4 protein-coding genes are annotated in these 2,334 nt (G+C 45.6%); 3 read left to right on the forward strand and 1 reads right to left on the reverse strand.

Going from position 1 to position 2,334, the window contains the following annotated elements:
* The first annotated feature begins 56 nt into the window (after positions 1–56).
* The 3 genes from AB7U21_RS08340 to AB7U21_RS08350 are packed head-to-tail and all read left to right on the forward strand — an operon-like array spanning position 57 to position 1,942.
* Positions 57–764 (forward strand): DUF1614 domain-containing protein, encoded by a 708-nt coding sequence (locus tag AB7U21_RS08340; protein WP_333786580.1) that lies wholly within the window; start codon positions 57–59, stop codon positions 762–764.
* A gap of 52 nt (positions 765–816) precedes the next feature.
* Positions 817–1,638 carry an imidazole glycerol phosphate synthase subunit HisF gene (gene hisF, locus AB7U21_RS08345; protein ID WP_333786581.1) on the forward strand — a complete coding sequence of 274 codons (822 nt, stop codon included), beginning with the start codon at positions 817–819 and terminating at the stop codon, positions 1,636–1,638.
* A 16-nt stretch (positions 1,639–1,654) separates the two neighbouring features.
* A complete protein-coding gene (locus AB7U21_RS08350; RefSeq protein ID WP_333786632.1) occupies positions 1,655–1,942 on the forward strand; it encodes a MazG nucleotide pyrophosphohydrolase domain-containing protein in 288 nt (95 codons plus the stop codon).
* A gap of 20 nt (positions 1,943–1,962) precedes the next feature.
* Here AB7U21_RS08350 and AB7U21_RS08355 read toward each other — a convergent pair.
* Positions 1,963–2,334: cation diffusion facilitator family transporter (locus AB7U21_RS08355; protein ID WP_428388263.1), on the reverse strand; the 372-nt coding region annotated here is incomplete at its 5' end.

The following is a 2,334-nucleotide window of genomic DNA, read 5'->3' on the forward strand; positions in this document are numbered from 1 at the left end:
CTTTACTGATAAAAAAGTTTAGAAAAACTTATATGGTGTCCAGTTGATGCTTCTATATGAGGCACAGGATATTCTACAATCCTTTCACAATGGTCTTTACCTTTGTGCTGTTGCTTCTGCTATCTGTTGTCGTATCATTTCTCTTTTTCGGGCTTGTAAGTTCAGCTTTTGCAAAATTAGGTTTTTCGTGGGGTGATGCATTCCTGCTTCTTTTCCTCTGTCTGATTGGCAGCAACATCAATGTCCCTCTCACGACCCTGGAAACGGAGGTACATATCCCTAACGATAATTTCGTCAGGGCCTTTGGTGTAAAATACCGCGTGCCTTTCAAGGAAAGTTTTATCAGAAAGACCACAGTGGCTGTTAACATAGGAGGGGCGGTAATACCAATTTTTGTATCAGTCTACCTTCTTTATATATATCCAGGAGCGATAACCTATTCGCTGTATGGGATAATGATCGTAGCAGCAATTACTAAAATGGTAGCACGTCCTGTAAAAGGTGTGGGTATAGTGACACCTGCACTGGTACCCCCACTGGTAGCAGCATTAAGCTCCATACTAATAATCTCTCATTTTCCGGCAGATCATGAGTTCATATTCATAATTGCATACACTGGCGGCACCCTGGGCACATTGGTCGGTGCGGATCTCCTCAACCTGCGCGGTATTACAAAGATAGGTGCGCCGGTGGTGAGTATAGGCGGGGCGGGCACTTTTGATGGTGTCTTCCTTGCCGGTGTTATAGCCGTACTCCTGGTGTGAGGATTAATAAGATTCATAACCTATTAATACGAGTTTTCCATGAGTATTCATCATGCTAACAAAAAGGATCATACCCTGTCTTGACGTGACACTTGACGAAGCCGGAGGCACCGTGGTCAAAGGTATTGAGTTCGTTGACCTGAGGAAAGCAGGCGACCCTGTGGAACTTGCCAAGCGCTACAATGAACAGGGCGCCGATGAACTTGTATTTCTTGATATTACGGCTTCCCATGAGGGCAGAGGCACTATGGTCAATGTCATAGAAAGGACTGCTGATGAGGTTTTCATTCCCCTTACTGTGGGAGGTGGTATCAATTCAATAGAGGACATCCGGCAGATCCTCAGAGCGGGTGCTGATAAGGTTTCTATCAACACTGCGGCAGTGAAAAATCCGGACCTTATCCGGCAATCATCGCAGATATTTGGTTCTCAGTGCATTGTTACTGCCATTGATTGCAAACGCAATCTGGACATTGACAACAATCTGGATAAGGTTATATTGGAGCTTGAGGACGGTACTCCGGCATGGTACGAAGTTGTTATCTATGGGGGCAGGAAACCTACAGGTATCGATGCAGTACAGTGGGCAAAAAAAGTAGAGGAACTTGGTTCAGGTGAGATCCTGTTGACAAGCATGGACAGGGATGGTACATACGATGGATTCGATATTCCAATTACCAGAAAGCTCTCCGAGGAACTGGATATACCTGTGATAGCCTCTGGTGGAGTGGGCAACCCGCAGCACATATATGAAGGCTTCACTAAAGGCAAGGCTGATGCTGCACTTGCAGCAAGTATCTTCCACTTTGGGGAATATACTGTGCAGGATGTGAAAGAATACCTCAGGGAAAGGAATATCCCTGTCAGGCTGTAATTCGGGTGGTGTTATTCTGGAGATCAAGGAATTCCAGCAGTTCATGTCCGATCTGTACGGACACAACGATAGAAGGCGTGGTGCCACTGCCACCATGTTATGGCTTGTGGAAGAAATAGGCGAACTCGCGGAAGCTGTGCGCAGACACGATACAGAGAACATAAAGGAAGAGCTTGCGGATTGTTTTGCCTGGGTGGGCGCTCTGGCAAACCTCTACAATGTGGACCTTGAAACTGCTTTCCTCGAAAAGTATCCGCTTGCATGTCCCACGTGCGGCAAAAACCCATGTGTCTGCACGGATTGATCATCAATCGGCAGCTCAGATCAGATGTAGGGTTCACAATGAATGTAAAGGATAGTTTCTTTACCGTACTTCTCACGTAATCTGTTCTCTATTTCAGTGCAGATATCGTGGGCTTCTATAAGACTTAGTTGCTTATCTACCTGTATATGCACATCAGTGGCAATATTATTGCCTATCTTCCTTGTTTTGAGCTTGTGGAAGTCTTTTACGCCTTCAGTGGACACAATAATGTGCTCTATGTCTTCAATGACATCTTTTTCAAGGGCAGCTTCCGTAAGTTCATTGGCATTCCTGTACGTGATCTCCAGTGCCACTTTGAATATGAAAAAGCTCAATATGACCGCTGCTATCGGGTCAAGGACTGCCCATTTGCCTCCTAAGGCTATTGCACC

The sequence above is a fragment of the Methanomethylovorans sp. genome, from assembly GCF_050177135.1.
Lineage (GTDB): Archaea > Halobacteriota > Methanosarcinia > Methanosarcinales > Methanosarcinaceae > Methanomethylovorans.

What these genes read in the sequence shown, in the direction of transcription:
- AB7U21_RS08340 (WP_333786580.1), top strand. Translation starts at nt 57, where the DNA reads ATGAGGCACAGGATATTCTACAATCCTTTCACAATGGTCTTTACCTTT.
- hisF (WP_333786581.1), top strand. Translation starts at nt 817, where the DNA reads ATGCTAACAAAAAGGATCATACCCTGTCTTGACGTGACACTTGACGAA.